The organism is Mesorhizobium sp. M1004 (assembly GCF_040318795.1).
GTDB lineage: Bacteria > Pseudomonadota > Alphaproteobacteria > Rhizobiales > Rhizobiaceae > Mesorhizobium.
Genome location: NZ_JAMYNB010000001.1, coordinates 736,871 through 759,712, shown reverse-complemented (window position 1 = coordinate 759,712; position 22,842 = coordinate 736,871). Strand labels below are relative to the sequence as shown.

Sequence of the window (22,842 nt, the reverse complement as noted above, 5' to 3'; positions counted from 1 at the left end):
CTTCCCTCTTCTCCCCAGCGGGGAGAAGGTGGCCGCGAAGCGGTCGGATGAGGGGGCCTGCGCCACCTTTAATCGTGAGGAGCTTATCCCCCCGCCCAGCGAACGCCAGCGCCGAACCATGGTCCAGCCCTCACCCCTGCCCCGGATAGGGCATGCCGTCCTTGTGCAGGAACCTGCCATCCGAACTCGGGCTCATCATGTCGATGTCGGAGCAAGTGATGAGATCATCCGGATTGCGCGAGCCGACTTCGAGATAGCGCGCCGTTGTGGACGAGCGGTTGATCATGTGGTGGCCGTTGCCGCTGTTCTTGGCAAAGGTCGCGCAGTCGCCGGCCTTGAGCAGGGTCTCGCCGCCATCCTCGACCAGCACCAGTTCCCCTTCCAGCACATAAACAAGCTCGTCCTCATGGCTGTGCCAGTGGCGCTGGCTGGACCAGCCGCCTGATGGCAATGTCATCAGGTTGACGCCGAAATCGGTGAGGCCGCCGGCATCGCCGAGGCGGTGGCGTGTGCGCTCGGCGCAAGGGGCGTCGAAGGGTGCGGGGTAGCCGGAGCCCTTGCGGACAGGCACGGTGGACAGGTCGAGCTTGGGCATGGGAGCTCCATTGAATTGGTGGCGGCAGTGTATGTCACTGCCGGCGCAGCCACAGAGCCACTTTGCCGCAATGCCTTGCCAACGGCAGGCATCGGCCGTCGCACTCTACGGCGCCCCCTCTGTCCTGCCGGACATCTCCCCACAAGGAGGGAGATTGGCTGTCGCCTCAGCCTTCGCCAATTTTCACCGTCGCAAGAAAAGCACGGCGCCGACGCTGCTGATCTCCCCACTCGTGGGGGAGATGTCTGGCAGGACAGAGGGGGCGCCGTAGAATGCTATTGCTGGCCAGTCACCAGCCCTCAACCCTGATGCGCCGCCGCGAGTTCCTTCACGTGCTTCTCGTGCATCTGCAGCGTCGGCAGCGTCTTCTTGGCGAATTCCTTCATCGCCGGGTCGTCGCCCGAGTTGGCATAGCTGCTGAAAAGGGCAACTGCCTCCTTGTGCGCGTCCGTCTGCATCTGGATGTACTTGGCGTCAAAATCCTTGCCGCTTGCGCTCTTCAACTCGTCGAGCATTGCCTGCTCCTTCGGCTGCAGGGCCGGTCCCGCGGCTTTGGTCGAACCGGTGGTCTGGCCCTGGCTCAGCGCCGCCTTGAACTCCTTGCCGGCTTTGGTGTGGTCCTTGACCATCTGCTTGGCGAATTTCTTGACGTCAGCCGCCTTGGATTTCTCCTCCGCGAGCTTGCTCGACTGGATTTCGAATTCGTTGGAGCTGGGCACGGTCTTGACGAAGGTTGGGGTATCGACCTTGCTGGCGGCCATGGCAGGCGCGACCGCGGTCGAGTTGGCCGCAAGGGCGGCAGGGGCACCGGCGAACAAGGCGACGGCGGCAATGGTGAGAAGCGTTTTCATCTGAGGTCTCCGATTTTGAAAATTTCCCTCGGCTAATCAAACGCGGCATTGGCGGCAGGGTTGCGTCCGGAGAACTATTCGTCAGCGACCATCTGCCGAAGGGCCGTCCCGAGCCCCTGGCGGACAAACCTGAGGACAGCACGCCTCGCCATATTGCAGCTGTTCGTTCCAGTTCGGCCGACCCTCAGGCGTGAAATCCATAAGGTTCCACAGGATCTCGCAGATCCCGATGGCGCGCTGATCCTGGTCCTGATGGACGGCGCTGCATTGGGAGCCGGTTGCACTTCCCTGTATTGAGTCTGCAGGTTAGGTTTCCGGAGCTGGGGAGACACATGCAAGAGGATGAAGAGATCGATCTGCGCTGCCCGCAAGTGGTGGCCGACAATGCCGCCAAGGGGTTGAGGCTGCGAAGAGAATTCGGCCGGGGCGGCACCGAGATCGGCGTGGCGCGGGCGACGGAACTCAAGAACCGCGAAAAGCTGGCGCCATCCACTATCCGCCGCATGGTCAGCTACTTCGCCCGCCACGAGGTCGACAAGCGCGGCAAGAATTACGGCAATGAAGACAATCCATCGGCCGGCCATATCGCCTGGCTGCTGTGGGGCGGCGACGAGGGCCGCGCCTGGGCGCTTGAGCTCAAAAAGAAGATCGGCAATGCGCCCGATATCTGAGGGCTACCGCAAAACGACTGGCGGGCCCCAAACCCCCGCCTGGGACCCGCCAAGGAGTGGCTGAACACATGCCGGTGCAGCCGCCCCACATCTGCCAGTCGTCGATCCGCCATCGGTCGAAAGGCATGGATGGTGAGGTAGCATCCGGTTGCGGCGGCCAATGTGAAGCAGTTCACAATCCGGAGGTTTTCAACAGCGCTCGAGCAATTCCAGGAAAGGTGGGAACCGGTTTTCCCGGGAAAAGCGCGTAGCTTTTTCCCCAGGGAATTGCGGCAAGAAAAAAGCCCTTACCCTTCCCAGGCGACAGGCATCATTCCCAGCCGCTCGTAGAGCCGGAGCGCGGCGGCGTTCTCGACCGTGTTGGTCTTGAGGTCGACATGGGCCGCGCCCCGATCCCGAAAGGCGTTGAAAGCCTGCCACATCAGCGCTTCGCCAATGCCTTTGCCGCGTGCTTCGGGATGGACCGCGAGGTCCTTGACGAAGGCCCTGGTCCAGCACAGCGCTGCCGCCGCCAGCCGTCCCTTGGCGTCGATGACCAGGAAACACAGCGCCGGGTCGAATTCGGCATCGCTGGATATGCGCGGCCACCATTCGTCGAACGGGCCGTCAGCGCCGTCCTCGAACACCTCGGTCAAAAGCGCATGCAAGGGCTGCGCGTCACCATGTTCGAAGCAGCGCATGGTAAAGCCGTCCGGCCAGTGCGGTGCAACGAGCGTCTCGTCGAGGATCTTGCGCAGCCGGATGTCGTTTGGAGCCGGCGGGCGCGGTTCAGGCATCGCGCTCAGGCGTCGGGCTGCAGCCGGCGGCGCTTGCGGTCGACACCGAGGCCGGTGGCCTCGAGCAGGCCTTTGCGCTTGGCGTCGAAATAATAGCCGGTCTGGTAGAGCCAATCGGCCTTCTTGGCGTTGCCACCCGCCACCAGCCAGGCGCCACGCAGATATTTGACCGCGTATTTCAGATTAGTCTCGGCGTCGAACAAGCCCTTGGCCGGCCCGTCATAGCCCATGCCGCGCGCCGTCGCGTGCTTGATCTGCATCAGCCCCCAATGGCCGTTATTGTAAGCCTTGGGATTGTAGGTGCTTTCGCGGTTGACGACGTGGCGCACCAGATCGACCGGCACCTCGTAGAGAGCAGCGTATTTCTGGATCAGCCGGTCGACGTCGCCGCGCATGCCGGTCGCATGCTCTTCTTCCGGGAGACCGAGGGGCGCGGCGGGGAACTGGCCCAGGGAAGCAGGGTTCTGCGGCACGACATAGGCTACCTGCTGCACGCCGGGCATGGCGTTCTGGCCGCCCTTGGCGGTCGCCGGCATGACAAGGCCGGCGGTCGTATATTGCGCCGCGACCGGCTGTCCGGCCTTGGCGGGCGCAGGCGCCTGCCAGGCATTGGCGGCCATCACCGCAGGCAGGGCCGGGGCCGTGGGCGTCGCGCCAGCAAAGGCCGCGGTCGCGGCAACCGGCAGCGCAGCGGCATCGAGCGCTGGCGTGGCCGGCGTCGCTTCGGCCGACTGAACGGGTGTTATGCCCGAGGATTGCGGTAGCACCGAAACCGTATCGGGCAGCGGCAAGGTGAAGCCGGCATCGCTGCCGGCGGCGGTCGCGGTTTCGGTTAGCGCAGGCGTAGCCTTCATCTGCGAGGTCGATTGGCAGCCGCTGAGGGCAGCTGCGCCGACGATCACAGAGATCGCGAAAAGGTTGAATTTTGCTGGCAAGCCGCGCGGGTCCGATTTGTCGGTTGTTAAGAAGTCCTTACACCAGCGATTCCTGGTGGGCAATCGGGACCATCTGGTGGTTTTCGGGTGGCGAGAGCCGGGATCAGATGCCATATTGTTCTGCATATGTACCGGTTGGTATCCCGGTTTTCGCCGCTTTGCGGAAAGGAGCGCATCATGGAAACGGCATCTTCGATCACAGCCGGCCACGCAGTGTTAGAAACAGTGATCGGCTTCATGGGCATCGCCTGGAGCGAAAAGGGCCTGATCCGGCTCTGCCTGCCCGAAAGGAGCCGCGAAGCAGTGGAGCGCCGGCTGATGCGGCATGCCGGTGTTGCCGCCAATACCACTGCGAACACTGGGCAGCCGCAATGGGTGGTCGAGCTGATCGCCTCGATCAAGGCGTATGCCACAGGCGAGGACGTCGATTTCTCCGGCGTGCCGGTCGATCTCGACGGCGTCGACGACTTCCGTCTCGCCATCTACGACGCGGCGCGGAAACTGCATTACGGCGAAACCACCACCTATGGCGAACTGGCCAAGCGCGCCGGCCAAGCCGGCCTGCCGCGCGAAACCGGGGCAGCGCTGGGCGCCAACCCGGTGCCGCTGGTCATCCCCTGCCATCGGATTCTAGCCGCGGGCGGCAAGATCGGCGGCTTCTCGGCGCCCGGCGGCTCGGCCACCAAGGAAAAGATGCTGGCCATGGAAGGCGTGCGCGTCAGCCCGCCGCCGGCGGCGCAGGTCTCGTTCGGGTTCTAAGAGCTTGAATGGTATGCCGGCTGGGTATGTTGAGATTCAGGTCAGGCCGCACCGAGAACTATGGTCTTCGAGAACCGGAGCGGAGCGTACTTAATGTACGTGGGCGCCGGAAGCGCAGAAGACCGGCCTCACTTGAATATCAATATGCCTAATGACGGCGCAGGAAGCGGCGGTGAAAATGGTCGTTCTCGATCCGCTTGCAGAGATAGACCGGGCAGGATTCGGTATCGGCGCTCGGCACATAGGCGCGCTTTCTGACCTCGCCGACATTGCAGAATTGCTGGCTCTGCACATAGCGGTCGAAGAGCGGCAGCCCCGGCACGCGCCTGGACTGATAGCGCAGGATGACCCCGCCCTGGCGGGCGATCGTGCCTTGCACCCTGTCGCAGCTCATACGAGTGGGGTCGTAGCGCGAGATCGCCTGCGCCTCGGCGGCCGCCAGCGTCAGGCAGGCGGCAAGCAGAATGGTTTTCACAACCGTTTTCATGACAGTCTCCCAAAACCGGACTAACGCCGTCGGGCGTCCCGGTCTTCCCGATTGCTCGACGCTTTCATGCGATTGGGGCGGCCTTTGGGCGGCGCCACCGCAACGCCATTTTTCGAGCCATCTTGTTTTTGGTGCGAAACCCGCCTATATCAGCTCCATTGATATTTCGGCCGATCGATCCGGGCCTCGCGATCTTCGCGTTTGCTGACGTCTATCTCCAAAATCTCGATACAAACCGGCTGAACCTCGGTTCGGTCAAACCAAAGCAAATGCGAGGACTATTCATATGGCAACTGGTACGGTCAAGTGGTTCAATGCCACCAAGGGCTTCGGCTTCATTCAGCCTGATTCGGGCGGTGCGGACGTTTTCGTTCACATCTCCGCTGTCGAGCGCGCTGGACTGTCGACCCTGGTCGAAGGCCAGAAAATCAACTTCGAGATCGAGCAGGACCGCCGCACAGGCAAGTCGTCCGCTGGTTCTCTGAGCAAGGCAGCCTGATTTTGCGATAGCGCGCGCCGGACGAGAGTTCGGGGCGCGCGGCAAGTCACGGATGTACTGACGGTCGCGCGAGAAGCGCGCTGGAGCGGAAAGACCCGACAAGCTGGATCAGCAGATAGCTGCCGGCCCGGACTTAAAGCTCCGATCAGGCTACCGAAAATGGGAAGGCGGGATTTATCCCGCCTTTTTGTTTGTCTGGAATTGGACGATGGCCATGCTAGTTTCGCCCCATGACCAAGCTCGAACAGATTGAAAGATCCATCGCAGCCCTGAACACCAAAGAACTAAAGGCCTTACCAAATGGTTCGCAGCGTATCGGGCAGAGGTGTGGGATATGCAGATCGAGGCGGACGCCAAGGCTGGCCGGCTGGATAAGTTTGCCGAGCAGGCTTTGGCTGAACTTCACGCGGGCCGACTTCGCCCTCTTTGAATGCGCGCTACGGCCGAAGGCCGCAAGCCCAACCGGGCATCGCGCCCGTTGGCGTCCCGTCCGGAACGAGCCGCGAAGCGGCGGCAAGCGCGAATACAAATCAGCGCCGCAGATGCAGCGGCACCACCTTGTTGTCGGCGCCAAGCAGCGCCTCGATCGACAGCGGCTCCCGGTTGAAGATCGTGCCGGCCAGCGCCGGGCGGCCGAGATGGAACCCCTGTAGCAGGTCGACGCCGCCATCCAGCGCGACGCGCAGATGCACGGATTGCTCGATGCCTTCGACCAGCACCTTGGCGCCGCGATCGTGCAGCGACGAGACGAGCGGCCGGAAGAAGCGCTCGGCGGCAGCGTGGCGGCAGAATTCGGCGAACCAGCCGCCGTCGATCTTCACAATCTCCGGCTGGAGCAGGTTCATCCGCTCCGCGGTCGAGTGGCCGGTGCCGAAATCGTCGATGGCGATGCGGATGCCGTGGCGCCGCATCTCGCGCACCAGCGGGGCCAGCACATTGTCGTCGGCCGCCTGTTCGGTGATCTCGCAGACCAGCATGGCGGCATGCAGTTCGAGATCGCCGAGATGCCGCGTCATCAGCCGGATCTCGGCCAGCGCCCGCCCCAGATGATCGTTGATCATCGGGTTGTAATTGAAGAACAGGCCGAGCCCGTCGACGCCGATGTTGCGGAAGTTTTTCAGATGCAGCATCCGGCACATCGTCTCGACAAACAGGCGGTCGCCCGGCGCAACACTGTCCAAGAACATGGCCGGTGCAACCGGCATGGAGGCGCGCTGCGGTTCGATCAGCGCCTCGACGGCAACCGCGGCCAACGCGCCACCGCGTGGCGCAAAGATCGGCTGGTAGGCGCTCTTCAGCCGGAACGCGCCGTAGACGCCGTATTCGATGCCGACCTCGTCGGCAAAGATCGCTTCGCCGATATCGCGACGCCTATCGCGTTGCCCGGTCATGGCCCGGTCCTGCGCCCGAACACCCTGCCCGGCCGCGCCGGAGGCGCTGCAGTCGGGCCGGCAGGCGTCTTGCCAGGCTCGGCCGCCGCGACAGATGGCTGCCCATCCTTGCCGAAAGCGCGAAAGCTGGTCGGCGCCAGTTCCGGCTTCGCCAGCACGAAGCCCTGCACCATCGATGCGCCGGATTTCTCGGCCAATTCAAGCTGCCAGCCTTCCTCGATGCCTTCGAACACCGTGCGGATGCCCTGTAGTTCGAAGTTCGTCACCATGGCAGTCAGCAGGGCAAAGCCGGCGCCGGATTCCATGAGCTGCGTGATCCAGTGCGCATCGAATTTGACGATGTCGGGCTTGAGCTCCTTGATGCGGTTGATGTCGGATTCATCGGCGCCGTAATCGTCGACGGCAATGCGAAAGCCATTGGCCCGCAGCGCCTCGACAAAGCTGTAGAGCGTTTCCTGCGACGCCGACTTCTGCTCGGTCACCTCGCACACGATGCGGCGCGGATCGATCCCGGCTTCGTGCAGCACCAGCCGCATGTCGCGCAGCGCGTTATCGGCGATGGAGCGCTCGGTAAACACCGACGGATCGAAATTGACGAAGATCGAAGCCTCTTGCGGCAGGCAGGCGCCGGCATTGAGCAAATGCAGCGTGCGCGTCAGCGCCTCGATATGCAGGCGGTCGCCGGCCGGACAGGTGCGGAAGAAGTTCATCGGCGATTGCGGCTCGCCGTCACGAAACGGCCGGATCAGCCCCTCGAACGCTGCGATCGAGAGCTTGCCGTCCTTGAAGGCGAAGATCGGCTGAAAGGCGCTCTGCAGCGTGTAGGGACCCCAGACACCTGAAGCGGTGCCGTCATCGTGACGGATGATGTGGGCAAGCCCGGTGCTGCGCGACAAGGGTCCCTCGCTCCGCGAGACAGGCGAAATGGCTGGCGATCCTGCCGTCAAAGGTTTTAGCGGCCGTTGATGAATTTAGTCTTGCCGGGGATAAGCCGTCGATTGCAGAGCCCGCAACGCAGAGTGAAACCCTCATGCACGCGCTCCGAAAAGCCGATCTCCACGGGTCCTTGACCCTGGCTCATCCGACAATGCTTGCACTTGCCGGGTCGATGCGACATGAGAAGCGCCGCAGCTGTTTGCGGTTGCGCCGACCCCTCTGGAGATATCTGGTCATGGCCTTTCTTGCCGACGCCCTTGCCCGCGTAAAGCCTTCCGCCACCATCGCGGTGACGCAGAAAGCCCGCGAGCTGAAAAATGCCGGCCGCGACATTATCGGCCTCGGCGCCGGCGAACCGGATTTCGACACGCCCGACAACATCAAGAATGCGGCGATCGAGGCGATCCGCCGCGGCGAGACCAAATACCCGCCGGTTTCAGGCATCGCGCCGCTGCGCGAGGCGATCGCAAAAAAATTCAAGCGCGAGAACAATCTCGACTACAAGCCCGAGCAGACCATTGTCGGCACCGGCGGCAAGCAGATCCTGTTCAACGCCTTCATGGCGACGCTGAACCCAGGCGACGAGGTCATCATCCCCCGCCCCTATTGGGTCAGCTATCCCGAAATGGTGGCGATCTGCGGCGGCACCTCGGTGTTCGCCGACACCTCGATCGACAATGGTTTCAAGCTCACTCCCGCCGTGCTGGAAAAGGCGATCACGCCGAAGACCAAATGGCTGTTGATGAACTCGCCATCGAACCCGTCCGGCGCCGCATACACGGAAGCCGAGCTGCGCGCGCTGGCCGACGTGCTCTTGAAGCATCCGCATGTCTGGACACTGACCGACGACATGTACGAGCACCTGACCTATGGCGACTTCGTCTTCAGGACGATCGCCGAGGTCGAGCCGAAACTCTACGAGCGCACGCTGACCATGAACGGCGTCTCGAAAGCCTACGCCATGACCGGCTGGCGCATCGGCTATGCCGCGGGTCCGGTCCAGCTGATCAAGGCGATGGACATGATCCAGGGCCAGCAGACCTCGGGCGCCTGCACCATCGCGCAATGGGCCTCGGTCGAGGCGCTCAACGGCCCGCAGGATTTCGTCGCCAGGAACAAGGCGATCTTTCAGGGCCGTCGCGACCTCGTCGTGTCGATGCTCAACCAGGCGCGCGGCATAACCTGCCCGTCGCCGGAAGGCGCCTTCTACGTCTATCCGTCCTGTGCCCAGCTGATCGGCAAGAGGACCAAGGCCGGCAAGGTCATCGACACAGACGAGACCTTCTGCTCGGAACTGCTCGAAGGCGAGGGTGTCGCGGTGGTGTTCGGCTCTGCCTTCGGCCTCGGCCCCAACTTCCGCATCTCCTACGCCACGTCGGAGACGCTGCTGGAGGAAGCCTGCACGCGCATCCAGCGGTTCACGGCATCGCTGACCTGAACTGGCGGCACCGAGACATGAAACCCGGCTTCGAGCCGGGTTTTTGTCAGGAGCAGACCTCAGCCGCCATACTGCTCGCTGGTGACCGCTTCCATCCAATCTGCGTGGACGCCGTCCAGCGCTTCCTGCATGGCGACGTGGGTCATTGTCGTCTTTGGACCCGCGCCGTGCCAGTGCTTCTCGCCCGGCTCGAACGAGATCACGTCGCCCGCCTTGATCTGCTGGATCGGCCCGCCCCATGTCTGCGCAAGGCCGGCGCCCGACGTGACATAGAGCGTTTGGCCGAGCGGATGCGTGTGCCAGTGGGTACGCGCGCCAGGCTCGAAGCTGACCAGCGTGGCCCGCAGCCGCGCCGGCGCTTCCTTCTCGATGATGGGCGTCTGCAGCACGCGGCCAGTGAAATACTTCTCCGGTGCGATGAGGGTCGGCACGCTGCCGCAGGCAATGATCTTCATCTCTGGTGACCCCTAAGTTTGGCAGAACCTACCCTGCCCCGGTGCCGGCTACCACCCCAGCCGGGGCCAGAACAGGCCGGCACGTACGCGATAGTCCGCGTAGGCTCCGGCCAGCGGCGTGCGCGAAAATTTCTTCTCTTCGTCCAGCGCCGCAAACACATAGAGGATAGCGATCCCGGCGACCGGCACCACCGCCCAGACCGACCAGATCGCGATCCCCCAGCCGATCCAGAAGACGATGTAGGACGTATAGAAGGGGTGGCGGACATGGCCGTAGGGGCCGTCGGTCAGCAGGCTGTGCGGATCGTCGGGTGCGAAGGCGAAGCGCAACCGCGCCTTGCGCGACGTGACAATCGCCCACCAGAACAGGGCAGAGCTCGCCAGTTCGACGGCAAGTCCGGTGAGCTTTGCCGAACCCGGCTGCGATTGGATCCAAAGGATGGCGAGAAAGAACAGCGCCGTGGCGATGACCGCCGCCGAAATCACCATGGCGCCTGGAGACATCGCCTGCGATTGGAAATGCGCCCGCATCGACCAGACATACTGGCCAAGCGTCGCGATGCTGCAGATCGAGACAAGAAGATCGAGGACTGGTTCCATTGTCGGGATTCCGCGGGTGGTTGCCATGGAGCCGGAGGTTCGTGCCGGCTATCTCTTTAGAAATCGTTTCTTAACCACATGTTTAAAGAACATATAGAGCCAGCGATGCGATGTTGGCGGTCAGGCAAATCTCAAGGTCTAATCCAGCATGAGCATCACTCACCGCACCATCCGCACGCCGCAGGCCGACTTGCGCCTCAGCCAGTCGTCTGGGTCCGGCATGCCCATCGTCATGATCCATGGCTCGGGCAGTTCGCGCGCCGTGTTTGCCCGTCAGTTCGATAGCCCGCTTGCCGACGCCCATCGGCTGATCGCCTTCGACCTTCCCGGCCACGGCGAGTCCTCCGATGCCCGGGACCCGGCGACCGCCTATACGATTACCGGCCTTGCCCAGACCACAGCCCGGCTTCTCGACGCTTTGGGCATCGGCCACGCCATCATCTTCGGCTGGTCGCTCGGCGGCCATGTGGCGGTCGAACTGGCCAGCTTTCACCATGCGGTCAGCGGCCTGGTGCTGACCGGAGCGCCGCCGGTGTCGCGGGGGCCGCTTGGCATGCTGCGCGGCTTTCACGCCAACTGGGACATGCTGCTCGCCTCCAAGAAGGTCTACTCCGAACGCGACATCGAGCGTTTTGAGGCTCTGTGCTACGGCGACACCGCCAGTCCGTCTTTCCGCGAAGCCATCAGGCGCACCGACGGCCGGCTTCGCGCCGGCGTGGCGCGCTCCATGTTTGCGGGCAAGGGCGCCGACCAGAAACAGGTGGTCGAGCACGCTCCGTTCCCCGTTGCGGTGATCAATGGCGAGCATGATCCGCTGGTGCGGCTGAGCTATTTCGAGACCGTCGCCTACAGCTCGCTGTGGGAACAGTGCCATGTCATACCAGGCGCCGGCCATGCGCCCTTCTGGGAACGTGCGGACCTGTTCAACCCGTTGCTGTCGCGCTACGCCGAGATGGTGGTGAAGCAGAGTGCAGCCGCCACGCCCACGCGCCGCACTCAGGCAAGCTGAAATCGCCCGACGGTTCTGATCCCCGGGTCTTGCCTCGGCCGCCTGACGGCGGCGCGATTTCTATTTTCCTTGCCCTCCCGGCTAACCCGTGGGACGATGGGTTGGGCAGGTGGCTAAATGAAAACAACCCCGCCCGCGACGGTCGAACAGGCCGGCCGCCGCTCACGACAGGGTGCGATCGGCGCAAAACCGTTTCCACTTTTGCTGATCGCACTCCAAGGGCAACGCCTGAGTGGAGGTCAGCCATGGGTACTCGCGCCGGAGGACGACGCACGGGACCGAAATGCATTGCCATAGTCGGTCCCTTTGCAAGCGGTAAGACGACACTTCTCGAAGCCATCCTCGCCCGTACGGGCGCCATCCCCCGCCAAAATCCCGTTTCATCGGGAAGCACCGTTTCCGATCATTCGCCCGAGGCGCGGGCGCACGCCATGAGCGTCGAGGCGACCTTTGCCACCACCGAATTCATGGGCGAGCGGATCACCTTCGTCGACTGTCCCGGATCGATCGAATTCTCCTTCGAGGCCGAGCCGGTGCTGGCAGCCTGCGATCTCGCGGTGGTCGTCGCCGAGGCCGACGAGAAGAAGATCCCAGCCTTGCAGCTCATCATGCGCAAGCTCGACGATCTCGGCGTGCCGCGCATCCTGTTCCTCAACAAGGTCGACAAGGCAATCGCCGGCGTACGCGATACGCTGAAGATGCTGCAGCCGGCGAGCGCGGCGCCGCTGTTGCTGCGCCAGATTCCGCTGCGCAAGGACAATGTGGTGATCGGTTCGATCGACCTGGCGCTGGAGCGCGCCTACATCTACCGCGAATATGCCGAAAGCCAGGTTGCCGAAATTCCAACTGATGACAAGGCGCGCGAACTGGAGGCTCGCTTCTCCATGCTGGAGACGCTTGCCGACCATGACGACCAGTTGATGGAGCAGTTGCTGGAGGAGATCGAGCCGCCGAAAGACGCGGTCTTCGACGATCTGTCCGCCGACCTGCGCGCCGGCGCCATAACGCCGGTGCTGATCGGCACCGCCGAAAAAGGCAACGGCGTGCTGCGCCTTTTGAAGGCGATCCGCCATGACGCACCGGATGTCGAGGCGACGCGCAAACGGCTCGGCGTCCCCGACGGCAATCACACCGTGGTCCAGGTGATGAAGACCATCCACACCGCGCATGGCGGCAAGCTGTCCGTGTCGCGCGTACTCTCCGGCCAGATCGCCGATGCAGCCGAACTCTATTTGTCGAATGGCGAGACGGCGAAGGTCTCCGGCATCTACAAGATGCTCGGCAAGGACCAATCCAAGCTCACCGCTGCCAAGGCCGGCGACACGGTGGCGTTGGGCAAGCTGGACGAGGTCAAGACCGGCCAGACGTTGAGCTCCACGAAGGGCGGTATCAAGCCGCTGGTCACGCTGACGCCGCCGCAGCCGGTCTTTGCCTTTGCCCTGCGGCCGAAGGAGCGCAAGGACGAGGTCAAAATGTCGGCGGCCATCCAGCGCCTGGCCGAGGAAGATCCCTCGCTCACCTTGCGCCACAATCAGGACTCGGCCGAGACCGTGCTGTCCGGCCATGGCGAGATGCATCTGCGGGTCGTGCGCGAGCGGCTGGAAGGCAAGAATCAGATTCCGGTCGAAGGCCATGCGCCTGCCGTCCCCTATCGCGAGACGATCCGAAAGACGGTGCAGCAGCGCGGCCGCCACAAGAAGCAGTCCGGCGGCCATGGCCAGTTCGGCGATGTGGTGATCGAGATCAAGCCGCTGCCGCGCGGCTCCGGCTTTCAGTTCTCGGACACCATCACCGGCGGCGTCGTGCCCAAGACCTACATCCAGTCGGTCGAAACCGGCGTGCGCGATTATCTGAAATCCGGCCCGCTCGGCTTCCCTGTGGTCGATGTCGCTGTCAACCTCTCCGACGGCTCCTACCACGCCGTCGATTCCTCCGACATGGCTTTCCAGATGGCGGCCAAGCTGGCCATGAAGGAAGGCATGGCGGCCTGCTCGCCGGTGCTGCTCGAGCCGGTCATGAAGGTCGAGATCGTCACGCCGTCCGAAGCCACTTCGAAGATCATCGCGCTGATCCCGCAACGGCGCGGGCAGATCCTTGGCTACGACGCGCGGCCTGACTGGCCGGGATGGGATGTCGTGGAGGCGACCATGCCGCAGGCCGAGATCGGCGACCTGATCATCGAACTGCGCTCGGCGACCTCCGGCGTCGCCAGCTATCGTTGCGCCTTCGATCACATGGCCGAGCTGACCGGACGGTTGGCCGACGAGGCGATGAACGCCAACGGCAAGGCTGCCTGACAGGCCGAAGGATGATCCGCACAAAAAACGGCGCCCGGATGACCCGGACGCCGCTCTTATTGCGGACCGTCTTCTTGGGAGGAAAACGGCAGGTCCGCCGCACGTATCCGCCGCGCCATACGGCACTTACAGACGAATAGGTTCGGACGCGGTAGCCGCCTGAGCCCGGATCTTCCGAGTGATGCCCCCATCTCCCGGTCGAACCACACCGCGTCCTATGATCTGCTTAAACGATGAATCGCGCCTGCGGCATGTTACCTGAGGTTACATGTCACTGTTACGCGGCGATTTTGCTCGATTTTTCGCTGGCTACGGCAGGCCCGGAAACAAAAAAGCCGGATCAATGAAGATCCGGCTGAGTTTGATTGGAAGTGCCTGTTAAGGCTAACCTCCAGAGGGGAACACTCGAGGGCGCTAATGGGAGGAGAACGCGCCCAGGAGATGATCTATATATGTGCTGTTCATGCCCAAGAAACAAGCATCTATTTTGCAACACACGCATGCAAAAAGGTACAGGCTGTGGTCTAACCCATGTCTAGGGGCCATAGGACCACGAAAAGTTGCCAAATGAATGGCGCGACCGTGCTGTTGCCTTCGCAGAACCGCAAGTCGGGCTGATTCTCGCGCTCGCGGGCAAAAAGCCGAATGACGTTGAATCGGGCAGCAGGCGTTTATTTTTGCGGCAGCGGGATGGGAAGGGTCGGCCGGAAGAAGGGAGACCTGACATGCGGACACCCCAGGCGATCGCCGGCAGCGCGGTCTTCTTCATCGCCGCACCTTGTGTCGTGGCCGGGCTGGTGCCCTGGCTGCTGACGGACCGCTACCGTCTGCCGCGGTCGACGGTGCCCGGCTTCTTGCCGGCTGGCTCCCTCCTGATCGTCGCGGCCATCGCCCTGCTCGTCCATTCCTTTGCCCGCTTCGCGCTCGAAGGCCTGGGCACGCCGGCGCCTGTAGCACCCACCGAGAGACTGGTGATCGGCGGCGTCTACCGCCATGTCCGCAACCCGATGTACGTCGCCGTGCTGTCGATCATCCTCGGCCAGGCGTTGCTGTTTTCAAGCTGGAGCGTCGCTGCCTATGCCGCCATCGGCGCGATCGTCATGGGCTCTTTCGTCAGGTTCTATGAGGAGCCGACTCTCGCCCGCCGCTACGGCGGCGAATACGAGACCTACCGCCGCAATGTTCCCGGCTGGCTGCCACGGCTGACGCCGTGGCGGGGGTGACCAGCACCTCCCAAGGCCATGTTTAAAATGACCAGCTGCGCGCTTTGGCGATGATGAAGTCGCGGAAGACGTGCAGCTTGGCCTGGTTCTTCATTGCATCGGGATAGGCGAAATAGGTGTCGAAGGACGGCACCTCGGTCTCCGGCAAAAGCTGCACCAGATCCGATTCCTTGGAGATCACGTAGTCGGGCAGCATGGCGATGCCGGCGCCGCCCTGCACGGCGCGCTTGATCGACAAGATGTCGTTGATCTGCAGCGTCGGCACCCTTTGCCCACCGTCGAAATCGCCGATCGTTTCCAGCCAGTTCAGCTCCGACAGATGCGACGGCACCGGCACACCGAAAGTGACGATGCGATGGTTCTTCAGATCGGCGACCGAGGTCGGCTTGCCGTGCTTGCCGACATAGGACGGCGAGGCATAGAGGTGGAAATGCACAGTGAACAGGCGGCGCTGGATCAGGTCCGGCTGCTGCGGCTGGCGCAGACGGATCGCGCAATCCGCCTGGCGCATGGTGAGGTCGAGTTCCTCATTGGCGAGGATCAACTGCAGGCTGATTTCGGGATAGAGCTCGATGAACTCCTGCACCCGTTCGGTCAGCCAACCGGCGCCAAGCCCGACTGTCGTCGTCACCCTGAGCACGCCTGAGGGACGGTCCTTTGCCTCGGTCAGCTTCGACTTGATGGTCTCCAGCTTCATCAGCACGTCATGCGCCGTGCGGAACAGCATTTCGCCCTGCTCGGTCAGCACCAGGCCGCGGGCATGGCGATTGAACAGCGGCACCCCGACGTCATGCTCGAGCGCGCTGACCTGGCGTGAAATCGCCGATTGCGACAGGTGCAAAGTCTCGGCGGCATGGGTAAACGACCCAGCCTCCGCCGCTGCGTGAAACACGCGAAGCTTGTCCCAGTCCAACGCCATTGAATTCCCCTCGTTCTGTTCTTGGCGTCTGAATGAAAAATCAGGCTTTTGAACGGCTTGCGACGCCGTCTTGATAGATTTTATTCCGCCGCTTCGCGGTGCACCTCGATGCCGGCCAGGTATTTTTCCGCCTCGAGCGCGGCCATGCAGCCGAGCCCGGCGGCGGTCACCGCCTGACGGTAGATGTCGTCGGTTACGTCACCGGCGGCGAACACGCCGGGCACATCGGTGCGGGTCGAATTCGGCGCCGTCCACAGATAGCCGTTCGGCTTCTGCTTCAGCTTGCCGACAAACAATTCCACCGCCGGCGCATGGCCGATCGCCACGAACACGCCGTCCACCTGGAGATGGGTGACCTCGCCGGTCACCGCATTTCTGAGCTTCAGCCCTTCGACCGAAGGCGGCAGCGGCGTCTTGCCGGGCCGGCCGGTGATCTCGTCGACGATCGTGTCCCAGATGACTCGGACATTGTCCTTTTTCAACAGCCGCTCACGCAGGATGCGCTCGGCGCGGAAATCGTTGCGCCGGTGGATGACGGTCACGCTCTTCGCCAGATTGGAGAGATAGAGCGCCTCCTCCACCGCCGAATTGCCGCCGCCGATGACAGCGACATCCTTGCCGCGATAGAAAAAACCATCGCAGGTGGCGCAGGCCGACACGCCGAAGCCCATGAAGGTCTGTTCGGTGGGGATGCCCAGCCATTTCGCCTGCGCGCCGGTGGCAATGATCAGCGCGTCGGCCGTGTAGGTGGTGCCGGAATCGCCCGTGGCGCGGAACGGCCGCACATTGAGGTCAACCTCGGTGATGATGTCGTTGACGATGTCAGTGCCGACATGCTCGGCCTGCTTCAGCATCTGCTCCATCAGCCACGGGCCCTGGATCGGATCGGCGAAGCCCGGATAGTTTTCGACATCGGTGGTGATCATCAGCTGCCCGCCCTGCTGCAAGCCTGCTACGAGCATCGGCTTGAGCATGGCGCGCGCGGCGTAGACTGCGGCGGTATAGCCGGCCGGGCCGGAACCGATGATAAGGACAGGCGCGTGCTTGGTGGTCATCTAAAGCCTCTGCGGGGCAGACAATCGAGTGTGCCTTGGAAAACGACGTGAAATGTTGCTGGTAATGTAAGGGTTGCCAACCACACCAGCAAGACGATCAGGCCGTCGTCCCCGGAAAGCTTCGGCCTACAGGCTTATTCGCGCAATGGCCGCTTTCGTTACGGTTGCGAAATCGCCCGACCAAAGGGCTGGCATCGACACAAAAGTCGTTTAAGGACGAGAGCGCGAAAGATTCTTGCGCTAAGCCGAGACCGCCATGCCCCTGAAAGCCGACCTCGATGCCATCGACTGGAAGATTCTGCGCGAGCTTCAGGCCGACGGGCGCATGACCAATGTCGAACTGTCGAGCCGTGTCGGCATTTCCGCCCCGCCCTGCCTGCGCCGTGTCCGGCGGCTGGAGGAAACCGGCATCATCAGAGGCTATCGCGCCTTGCTCAACGCGCCGGCGCTCGGCATGGATGTCGTCGCCTTCTGCCTGATCGGCCTGCATCACCAAGCCGACGCGGAGCTCAAAGCTTTCGCCGAGCGCACTCGCGGCTGGCCGATCGTGCGCGACGCCTGGATGGTCTCGGGCGAATCCGACTTCCTGCTGCATTGCGTGGCGAGTGATCTCGGCACCTTCCAGACCTTCGTCATCGAAGAACTGGCTTCGGCGCCGAATGTCGACACGGTGCGCACCGCGCTGACCATCCGCCGCGTCAAGGACGAAGGGCTGGTGGCGTTCAGCGCCTGATAAGCGAGATTAACTTCGAAAAAGCATGTGCGACGCCGACCAAGACATACCCCAACAGACACACTGCTACCTCTCCGACAACTGGCAAAAGAATGAAGCCGTCCCCAGGGCCGGGGCTCTCACCAGGGGACATCCACGGCAAAGCTAAAAAGGCTAGCAAAATAGGTGAGCAAGCAAGCCAGACGAATGTGATGACATGCGGCAACCATTTGAGACGGAAAATGTTTTTTGACGCGAGAACGCCGCGCCGATCACAATCATGTTGACGACGAATATGAGCCAGAAAGCGAATTCTGGCGCCGAAATCGTAGGGTATTCCGGGTCAGATTGCGTGAACATGAGCGGCCAAGGTTGAATATGCCATCCGGTTTCAGCTACGGAATCGGGAGTACTTTGACCCACCCTGCCAAGGGCAGGATCTGCTACCTGCGCTCCACCGTGAGAACAACAGGCAATCCCCAGGGCACATCTAGCGGTGCTTGAAGCAGTGAGACGTCGCCATCCGCGACCTGGGCTTCCCACTTGGCATAGTGTTTCAACCGGTAGTTCCCGGAGCGGACGCTGAGGCAGGCAACAGGCCCGCCATCGAGGTTTAGCGCCGTCTTGAGATCGAGGTCGGTCTGCAACAGGAAGTTTGCTAGCCGGTCCAGCGAGAAGAAAGCGTCCTTGGTCGAACCGACGATGATCCAGCCCTGACGATCTTCCGCGATAAAGGTGCGGTTGGCCAACCAGTTGCTCTTGGCGCGTACATTGTTGCGGCCGTCCTCACCGACAAGCAATGGATAGGAAACCATAGCGTTTTCGGCATTCTCCGTGACTGCGCGCCAGTCACGTGAATTGAGATCGACCACATGCGTGCCGGAGGCATTCACGAACCAGGCGCCGGCCTTCGCATCGTATTCATCCGGCCCGAGCCTCGCACCCATGCTGACAAAGGGCGTGTCGGCTTCGCCCTTCAGTCCGAAATAACTGCCATTGACGATCAGAACGGTGCCGCCTGTGCCTTGTGGATTGAGTGCCGCTTCCCACTGGTCGATGTCCTTGGCACCACTGGGCTCGTTACGGGCAACGAAACGGAATTTGGCTGGATCGAAACGGTTGAGATAGAGCCGGTCAATTTCACGGTCGCCCGCCATGACGGGGATTTCTCTGACCTGGAATCCAGGCTCGGTTTCATTCCATGAGCTGGCTCCAGCGGTCACATCAGGAATTTCCGATTTCAACGCAAGCTGCATGGCAGGCGAGAGACGCGCATCGTCGGGTGCAACGGCGATCCAGTAGCTTCCGCCGCGGCGAAGAAGTGCATTGAGCCCATACACGCCGTGTTTTTGCCAGACATACCCCACGGCTGAAAGCACAGCCAATATCAACAAGACAACGGCAACAGAGATTGCTTTCTTCAATGAATTCCCCTCGTTCTTCGATGGAATGACATCTGCAAATTTCTTGCTTGAATGATGTCTGATCTCTGCAGTTTTTCCGCAAAAGAGCGTGGTGCTTTCCTGGGGAATAGCGTCAAAGCAAAGAAATGGATCGGCTCGCCGTTTCTGCGAAACGGTGAAACGCTCAAGCTAACCCATTGAGATTGCGTCGCAACAGATCCGGAAAGCTAAATCAGTCTCGATCCGAGCGACTCGACAGCTCTCAAAAGCCGTTCCAGATCATCGGGGTTGCGCAGCGGCAGAACCTCGAAGCCCGGCTCATTACTTCCCTCGCCATCCACCAGCCAGCCGCGCGGCAGGCCGGCACGTTGTCCGGCCTGCATATCCGCGGCCTTGTCGCCGACTATCAGCGAGCGCTTGAGATCGAGGCCGAGACGCTGCCGGGCCTGTAGCAGCATGCCCGGATTGGGCTTGCGCATTGGATGGTCGGCGACCGCCAGTGGCCCGCTGCCCGCCTCGTGGTAGGCGCAGGCCAGAACCATGTCGACGAAGGCATCGCCGGCGGCAAGCAGCTTGAGAACCCGGCCGTTGACCGCGGCAAATTCCTTCCAGCCGAAATAGCCGCGCGCGATGCCGGACTGGTTGGTGACGATGACCACCGGGATGTTGCCCCGGTTGGCCGCCGCGATGACCGGCACGATGCCGTCGCGCAGCGCCATTTTGGCTGGATCGTCGGGATAGCCGGTGTCGACATTGATGGTGCCGTCGCGGTCGAGGAACAGCGCCGGCGCGTTGGCTGGAAACACCCGCGAACCCACCCGCTCAACCCACAGGCCGGGCTCAGCCAGCGGGTATGGACCGTAGGCCCCGGTGTCAGCCATTCGACAGACGGTCTTCCACCACCTCGCAGAGATAGTGGTAGAGGCAGAGATGTCCCTGCTGGATGATCGGCGTCGAGGTCGAGGGCACGTTGAGCAGTATGTCGGTGAGCGGCTTGAGTTTGCCACCGCTGTCGCCGGTGAGGCTGACCACCGTCATGCCCATCATCCGAGCCTGTTCGGCGGCAGCCAGAATGCTCGGCGAATTGCCGCTGGTCGAGATGGCAAGCAGCACGCCGCCGGGCGCGCCATGCGCCTCGACCTGGCGCGAAAACACGGTGTCGAAGCCATAGTCATTGCCCCAGGCGGTCAGCATGCCCGCGTTGGCCGGCAGCGCAATCACATTGTAGGCCTTGCGCTCCTTAAGGAAGCGGCCGACCAGTTCGGTGGCAATGTGGATGGCGTCGCTGGCCGAGCCGCCATTGCCGCAGACCAGCAGCGCCTTGCCCGAGGAAAGCGCGGCGACGACCGCACTCACAGCACGTTCCATCTCGGCGGTCAGGTCACGCTCGACTGTCGCGGTGATCGCGGCCGCCGAGCGGACCAGATAGTCATTCAGTCCGGACATGAAATCCCTCAGTTAGTACCGCCGCCGGCGCGCAATTTGCCGATCGTGCCGGTGGTGCTCTTGCCGGCGACAAGGTCGACCAGGACGACGCGCCCGCCCGCCTTCTGCACCACATCGGCGCCGACAACGGTTTCGACCGTGTAGTCGGCGCCCTTGACCAGAATGTCGGGCAGAAGCGCCTCGATCAGCGCCAGCGGCGTATCCTCTTCGAACACCACGACCGCATCGACCGAGGCCAGGGCGGCGAGCACGCAGGCACGATCATGCTGATCGTTGACCGGGCGCCCTGCGCCTTTCAGCCGACGCACCGAGGCATCGCTGTTGAGGCCGAGCACCAGCCGGTCGCACTGGCTGCGCGCCGCGTGGAGAAGACTGACATGGCCGGCATGCAATATATCGAAGCAGCCATTGGTGAAGCCGACGCTCAGGCCCTCGTCCTTCCACGCCGCCACCATGCGCGCGGCCGATGCGGCATCGAGGATGGCGTCCTTATGGGCGGTGGGGCCGTGCGAGCGGAACAGCGCGCCGGTTAGTTCCTCCACGGTCAGCCGCGCGGTGCCGCGTTTGCCCACCACCACACCGCCGGCGGCATTGGCGATGGAGGCGGCCATGACGCGATCGGCGCCCGCGGCCAGAGCCAGCGCGAAGCTCGCGATTACCGTATCGCCGGCGCCCGAAACGTCGAACACTTCGCGCGCCTGGGTGGCGATGTGGCGCGCCTCATCCGCGCCGACGACGCTCATGCCCTTTTCGCTGCGGGTGGCGACGACGAAGTCGAAGCCATGTGCCGAAATCAGCTGGCGTGCCGCCGCGACGATCTCGTCGTCGGCGAAAACCGGGCGACCGACAGCTTCGCCAAGCTCCTTGCGGTTGGGCGTGATGGCGGTCGCGCCGGCATAGCGCGCATAGTCGCGGCCCTTGGGATCGACCAGCACCGGTTTTCCCGCCTCGCGGCAGATGGCGATCAGGTCGGCGGCGACGCCGTCGAGCAAGATGCCCTTGCCATAGTCGGACAGAATGACGATGTCGGCGCGCGTGAGTGCGGCGCGAAAATGCCGGACCAGGTCCGCCCGTTCCTTGTCGTCGAGCGGCTTGATCTCTTCCTCATCGAAGCGCAGCACCTGCTGATTGAGCGCGCTGAAGCGGCTCTTCGACGACGTCATGCGACCGCGCTCCTGCGCCATATCAGCCGTATCGGCGCCGAGTTCGCGCAGCATGCGCACCAGATTGTCGCCGGCCACATCGGTGCCGATCACCGATATGGGAATAGCGCTGGCACCCAGCGAGACGATGTTGGCGACAACGTTGCCTGCGCCGCCCATCGTCGAGGTCTCGCCGCGCCCGTGCAGCACCGGGATCGGCGCTTCCGGCGAGATGCGCTCGATGACGCCGTTGACGAAACGGTCGAGGATGAAGTCGCCGACCACCAGCACGGCAACGTCGCCAAAGCGGGCAATGGCGCGGTGCAAAGGTTCGGGCGAAGGCGGATTGTGCTTGATCATGTCACTGGCAATGCGAGGGAAAGGCCGACCTCAATCACGCTGAAAATTGTCAATTTACGGGCCGGATCGTTCATGGCGAAGCCGATATACCGCAAATCCGCGCAGCGCAACGTCAGGGCGGCCGTCAGCTCTTCTGCAACGCGACGTGGACGCCCAGTCCGACCAGCACCGCCCCGCCCGCCCTCTGCATGATGCGCTGCGCACGGCTGGAGCGCTTCAGCCGGGCGATCACCATGCCTGCCAGCAACACGCAGACAATATCTGCCGAAGAGAACATTAAATTGACGATGGTGCCCAGCACGACGAATTGCAGCCACACCGGGAACCCCGCCGAGGCATCGATGAACTGTGGCAGGAACGCCATGAAGAAGATCGCCGTCTTCGGATTGAGCACTTCGACGGTGATGCTCTCGAAAAATGCGCGGCGCGCCGATTTGCGCTCGATCGCCGGCAGCGCCCTGTCACCGTCCCCGCGCTTGCGGAACAAGGACACGCCAAGCCAGATCAGATAGAGCGCGCCGATGAGCTTGACCGCCATGTAGAGCGGCGGCACCGCATGGAAGAGCACCGACAGCCCGGCGGCAGCCGCAAAGACATGGAAATAACCGCCAAGATGGATGCCAAGTGCCGCCGTCAGCCCCGACCAGCGCCCGCGCGCCATGGTCTGCGCGGCGGCATAGAGCATGGCCGGTCCTGGAATATAGGCAAAGATCGCCGTGGTGGCGAAAAACGCAATGAGCAGTTCGGTCGACGGCATTTTTTGTCCCCTAGCTTGCGGGCCTCGAATAAAGCGGGCGCTTCGCGGTCTCACTATGGCGTCGTGGTGCTTCATCGACAGCCCGGCTGCCCTCCCTTATAAGGACCGGAATCGCAAGCAACCAGA

Annotated in this window: 24 protein-coding genes; 8 read left to right on the top strand and 16 right to left on the bottom strand. The window is 62.8% G+C overall.

All coding sequences use genetic code 11. The features are described from left to right. Window positions 1-130 precede the first annotated feature (130 nt). Window positions 131-595 carry a cupin domain-containing protein gene (locus tag NKH54_RS03715; RefSeq protein ID WP_023724916.1) on the bottom strand — a complete coding sequence of 155 codons (465 nt, stop codon included), beginning with the start codon at window positions 593-595 and terminating at the stop codon, window positions 131-133. 299 nt (window positions 596-894) lie between these two features. Further along, a complete protein-coding gene (locus NKH54_RS03710; protein ID WP_023691533.1) occupies window positions 895-1,446 on the bottom strand; it encodes a DUF4142 domain-containing protein in 552 nt (183 codons plus the stop codon). A gap of 332 nt (window positions 1,447-1,778) precedes the next feature. Here NKH54_RS03710 and NKH54_RS03705 point away from each other — a divergent pair, with 332 nt between their 5' ends. Next, entirely contained in the window at window positions 1,779-2,117 is a 339-nt protein-coding gene (locus tag NKH54_RS03705) for a hypothetical protein (protein WP_023697061.1), read from the top strand. Window positions 2,118-2,404: 287 nt separating this feature from the next. Here NKH54_RS03705 and NKH54_RS03700 read toward each other — a convergent pair whose 3' ends face one another. Further along, window positions 2,405-2,893 carry a GNAT family N-acetyltransferase gene (locus NKH54_RS03700; RefSeq protein ID WP_023711187.1) on the bottom strand — a complete coding sequence of 163 codons (489 nt, stop codon included), beginning with the start codon at window positions 2,891-2,893 and terminating at the stop codon, window positions 2,405-2,407. A gap of 5 nt (window positions 2,894-2,898) precedes the next feature. Beyond that, window positions 2,899-3,828, bottom strand: a complete 930-nt coding sequence (locus tag NKH54_RS03695) for a lytic transglycosylase domain-containing protein (protein WP_023805970.1) — start codon at window positions 3,826-3,828, stop codon at window positions 2,899-2,901. A 177-nt stretch (window positions 3,829-4,005) separates the two neighbouring features. Here NKH54_RS03695 and NKH54_RS03690 point away from each other — a divergent pair, with 177 nt between their 5' ends. Then, entirely contained in the window at window positions 4,006-4,587 is a 582-nt protein-coding gene (locus NKH54_RS03690; RefSeq protein ID WP_353027720.1) for a methylated-DNA--[protein]-cysteine S-methyltransferase, read from the top strand. A gap of 148 nt (window positions 4,588-4,735) precedes the next feature. Here NKH54_RS03690 and NKH54_RS03685 read toward each other — a convergent pair whose 3' ends face one another. After that, window positions 4,736-5,062, bottom strand: a complete 327-nt coding sequence (locus NKH54_RS03685) for a hypothetical protein (RefSeq protein ID WP_353027755.1) — start codon at window positions 5,060-5,062, stop codon at window positions 4,736-4,738. Window positions 5,063-5,360: 298 nt separating this feature from the next. Between NKH54_RS03685 and NKH54_RS03680 the strand changes: the two genes are divergently transcribed. Then, window positions 5,361-5,573, top strand: coding sequence for a cold-shock protein (locus NKH54_RS03680; protein WP_015316174.1), 213 nt, complete (start codon window positions 5,361-5,363; stop codon window positions 5,571-5,573). Between the two features lie 530 nt (window positions 5,574-6,103). On the opposite strand, the gene NKH54_RS03675 is transcribed toward NKH54_RS03680, so the two are convergent. Together NKH54_RS03675 and NKH54_RS03670 are read right to left on the bottom strand one after the other, a co-directional pair. Then, window positions 6,104-6,964, bottom strand: a complete 861-nt coding sequence (locus NKH54_RS03675) for an EAL domain-containing protein (RefSeq protein WP_353027718.1) — start codon at window positions 6,962-6,964, stop codon at window positions 6,104-6,106. Further along, entirely contained in the window at window positions 6,961-7,860 is a 900-nt protein-coding gene (locus NKH54_RS03670; protein ID WP_023728195.1) for an EAL domain-containing protein, read from the bottom strand. Before NKH54_RS03670 ends, NKH54_RS03675 begins: the two co-directional genes overlap by 4 nt. Before the next feature lie 275 nt (window positions 7,861-8,135). Between NKH54_RS03670 and NKH54_RS03665 the strand changes: the two genes are divergently transcribed. Further along, window positions 8,136-9,338, top strand: a complete 1,203-nt coding sequence (locus tag NKH54_RS03665; RefSeq protein WP_023751219.1) for a pyridoxal phosphate-dependent aminotransferase — start codon at window positions 8,136-8,138, stop codon at window positions 9,336-9,338. Between the two features lie 59 nt (window positions 9,339-9,397). On the opposite strand, the gene NKH54_RS03660 is transcribed toward NKH54_RS03665, so the two are convergent. Beyond that, entirely contained in the window at window positions 9,398-9,793 is a 396-nt protein-coding gene (locus tag NKH54_RS03660; RefSeq protein ID WP_023695758.1) for a (R)-mandelonitrile lyase, read from the bottom strand. A gap of 48 nt (window positions 9,794-9,841) precedes the next feature. Beyond that, on the bottom strand, window positions 9,842-10,393 hold the full coding sequence (locus NKH54_RS03655; RefSeq protein ID WP_023695759.1) for a methyltransferase family protein: 552 nt from the start codon (window positions 10,391-10,393) through the stop codon (window positions 9,842-9,844). A 148-nt stretch (window positions 10,394-10,541) separates the two neighbouring features. Here NKH54_RS03655 and NKH54_RS03650 point away from each other — a divergent pair, with 148 nt between their 5' ends. From NKH54_RS03650 to NKH54_RS03640, 3 genes are all read left to right on the top strand, one after another. Continuing rightward, window positions 10,542-11,402: an alpha/beta fold hydrolase gene (locus NKH54_RS03650; protein ID WP_353027717.1), complete on the top strand. Its 861-nt coding sequence runs from the start codon at window positions 10,542-10,544 to the stop codon at window positions 11,400-11,402. 245 nt (window positions 11,403-11,647) lie between these two features. Further along, a complete protein-coding gene (locus NKH54_RS03645; RefSeq protein ID WP_353027715.1) occupies window positions 11,648-13,699 on the top strand; it encodes an elongation factor G in 2,052 nt (683 codons plus the stop codon). A gap of 725 nt (window positions 13,700-14,424) precedes the next feature. After that, complete coding sequence (locus NKH54_RS03640; protein WP_352513930.1) at window positions 14,425-14,922, top strand: methyltransferase family protein; 498 nt, start codon at window positions 14,425-14,427, stop codon at window positions 14,920-14,922. A 22-nt stretch (window positions 14,923-14,944) separates the two neighbouring features. Here NKH54_RS03640 and NKH54_RS03635 read toward each other — a convergent pair whose 3' ends face one another. Together NKH54_RS03635 and trxB are read right to left on the bottom strand one after the other, a co-directional pair. Beyond that, complete coding sequence (locus NKH54_RS03635; RefSeq protein ID WP_023671970.1) at window positions 14,945-15,841, bottom strand: LysR family transcriptional regulator; 897 nt, start codon at window positions 15,839-15,841, stop codon at window positions 14,945-14,947. Between the two features lie 80 nt (window positions 15,842-15,921). Further along, window positions 15,922-16,896 carry a thioredoxin-disulfide reductase gene (trxB, locus tag NKH54_RS03630; RefSeq protein ID WP_023689720.1) on the bottom strand — a complete coding sequence of 325 codons (975 nt, stop codon included), beginning with the start codon at window positions 16,894-16,896 and terminating at the stop codon, window positions 15,922-15,924. A 256-nt stretch (window positions 16,897-17,152) separates the two neighbouring features. Here trxB and NKH54_RS03625 point away from each other — a divergent pair, with 256 nt between their 5' ends. Then, on the top strand, window positions 17,153-17,629 hold the full coding sequence (locus tag NKH54_RS03625) for an Lrp/AsnC family transcriptional regulator (RefSeq protein WP_023689719.1): 477 nt from the start codon (window positions 17,153-17,155) through the stop codon (window positions 17,627-17,629). Between the two features lie 422 nt (window positions 17,630-18,051). On the opposite strand, the gene NKH54_RS03620 is transcribed toward NKH54_RS03625, so the two are convergent. The 5 genes from NKH54_RS03620 to NKH54_RS03600 form a co-directional block, all read right to left on the bottom strand. Further along, window positions 18,052-19,032 (bottom strand): phosphodiester glycosidase family protein, encoded by a 981-nt coding sequence (locus tag NKH54_RS03620; RefSeq protein WP_245260033.1) that lies wholly within the window; start codon window positions 19,030-19,032, stop codon window positions 18,052-18,054. A 206-nt stretch (window positions 19,033-19,238) separates the two neighbouring features. After that, the gene (locus tag NKH54_RS03615) at window positions 19,239-19,892 is read right to left on the bottom strand and encodes a D-glycero-alpha-D-manno-heptose-1,7-bisphosphate 7-phosphatase (RefSeq protein ID WP_023671974.1); all 654 of its coding nucleotides are present in this window, start codon (window positions 19,890-19,892) and stop codon (window positions 19,239-19,241) included. Next, window positions 19,885-20,457, bottom strand: coding sequence for a D-sedoheptulose-7-phosphate isomerase (locus NKH54_RS03610; protein WP_023671975.1), 573 nt, complete (start codon window positions 20,455-20,457; stop codon window positions 19,885-19,887). The genes NKH54_RS03615 and NKH54_RS03610 overlap by 8 nt, the downstream gene beginning before the upstream one ends. A gap of 8 nt (window positions 20,458-20,465) precedes the next feature. Continuing rightward, window positions 20,466-21,959 (bottom strand): D-glycero-beta-D-manno-heptose-7-phosphate kinase, encoded by a 1,494-nt coding sequence (rfaE1, locus tag NKH54_RS03605; protein ID WP_023671976.1) that lies wholly within the window; start codon window positions 21,957-21,959, stop codon window positions 20,466-20,468. Window positions 21,960-22,083: 124 nt separating this feature from the next. Next, complete coding sequence (locus NKH54_RS03600) at window positions 22,084-22,716, bottom strand: LysE family translocator (protein WP_023689716.1); 633 nt, start codon at window positions 22,714-22,716, stop codon at window positions 22,084-22,086. Window positions 22,717-22,842: the final 126 nt, after the last annotated feature.

Bases quoted from the DNA above. Each gene is read 5' to 3' on its own strand.
- NKH54_RS03715 (WP_023724916.1), bottom strand. From the start codon at position 595: ATGCCCAAGCTCGACCTGTCCACCGTGCCTGTCCGCAAGGGCTCCGGC.
- NKH54_RS03710 (WP_023691533.1), bottom strand. From the start codon at position 1,446: ATGAAAACGCTTCTCACCATTGCCGCCGTCGCCTTGTTCGCCGGTGCC.
- NKH54_RS03705 (WP_023697061.1), top strand. From the start codon at position 1,779: ATGCAAGAGGATGAAGAGATCGATCTGCGCTGCCCGCAAGTGGTGGCC.
- NKH54_RS03700 (WP_023711187.1), bottom strand. From the start codon at position 2,893: ATGCCTGAACCGCGCCCGCCGGCTCCAAACGACATCCGGCTGCGCAAG.
- NKH54_RS03690 (WP_353027720.1), top strand. From the start codon at position 4,006: ATGGAAACGGCATCTTCGATCACAGCCGGCCACGCAGTGTTAGAAACA.
- NKH54_RS03680 (WP_015316174.1), top strand. From the start codon at position 5,361: ATGGCAACTGGTACGGTCAAGTGGTTCAATGCCACCAAGGGCTTCGGC.
- NKH54_RS03675 (WP_353027718.1), bottom strand. From the start codon at position 6,964: ATGACCGGGCAACGCGATAGGCGTCGCGATATCGGCGAAGCGATCTTT.
- NKH54_RS03665 (WP_023751219.1), top strand. From the start codon at position 8,136: ATGGCCTTTCTTGCCGACGCCCTTGCCCGCGTAAAGCCTTCCGCCACC.
- NKH54_RS03660 (WP_023695758.1), bottom strand. From the start codon at position 9,793: ATGAAGATCATTGCCTGCGGCAGCGTGCCGACCCTCATCGCACCGGAG.
- NKH54_RS03655 (WP_023695759.1), bottom strand. From the start codon at position 10,393: ATGGAACCAGTCCTCGATCTTCTTGTCTCGATCTGCAGCATCGCGACG.
- NKH54_RS03650 (WP_353027717.1), top strand. From the start codon at position 10,542: ATGAGCATCACTCACCGCACCATCCGCACGCCGCAGGCCGACTTGCGC.
- NKH54_RS03645 (WP_353027715.1), top strand. From the start codon at position 11,648: ATGGGTACTCGCGCCGGAGGACGACGCACGGGACCGAAATGCATTGCC.
- NKH54_RS03640 (WP_352513930.1), top strand. From the start codon at position 14,425: ATGCGGACACCCCAGGCGATCGCCGGCAGCGCGGTCTTCTTCATCGCC.
- NKH54_RS03635 (WP_023671970.1), bottom strand. From the start codon at position 15,841: ATGGCGTTGGACTGGGACAAGCTTCGCGTGTTTCACGCAGCGGCGGAG.
- trxB (WP_023689720.1), bottom strand. From the start codon at position 16,896: ATGACCACCAAGCACGCGCCTGTCCTTATCATCGGTTCCGGCCCGGCC.
- NKH54_RS03625 (WP_023689719.1), top strand. From the start codon at position 17,153: ATGCCCCTGAAAGCCGACCTCGATGCCATCGACTGGAAGATTCTGCGC.
- NKH54_RS03615 (WP_023671974.1), bottom strand. From the start codon at position 19,892: ATGGCTGACACCGGGGCCTACGGTCCATACCCGCTGGCTGAGCCCGGC.
- NKH54_RS03610 (WP_023671975.1), bottom strand. From the start codon at position 20,457: ATGTCCGGACTGAATGACTATCTGGTCCGCTCGGCGGCCGCGATCACC.
- rfaE1 (WP_023671976.1), bottom strand. From the start codon at position 21,959: ATGATCAAGCACAATCCGCCTTCGCCCGAACCTTTGCACCGCGCCATT.
- NKH54_RS03600 (WP_023689716.1), bottom strand. From the start codon at position 22,716: ATGCCGTCGACCGAACTGCTCATTGCGTTTTTCGCCACCACGGCGATC.